The organism is Dellaglioa sp. CoH-57-MRSF-22 (genome assembly GCF_056781895.1).
Genome location: NZ_JBXAXT010000235.1, coordinates 1 through 259, shown reverse-complemented (window position 1 = coordinate 259; position 259 = coordinate 1). Strand labels below are relative to the sequence as shown.

Annotated in this window: 1 protein-coding gene; it reads left to right on the top strand. The window is 52.9% G+C overall.

What is annotated here, in order from left to right; translation table 11 throughout:
- The coding region (locus AC1RPR_RS08920; RefSeq protein ID WP_481763591.1) for a hypothetical protein at positions 1-259 on the top strand (259 nt) is incomplete at both ends.

Below are 259 nucleotides of genomic sequence, written 5' to 3'. Positions count from 1 at the left end.
CGGATACGACCGGCGCTAACTACGTGACGGCTAATGCCACTGGTCAGACCGATACCTACAATTGGAACATTCCTGCTGTGTCCGATGTTCGCGCGGTAGTCATGCGCGGTAACTCGAATCGTTACCAAAACATTCAGGGGTCCTTCAAGACTTCTAGCTCTTCTGGGGTAACTCAGATGACGACAGCAGATGGGCCGTCGCGTTATATCGCGGTGGCAGAAACAGATGGGACGAATCCTTGGACAACAGCGAGTTTGAC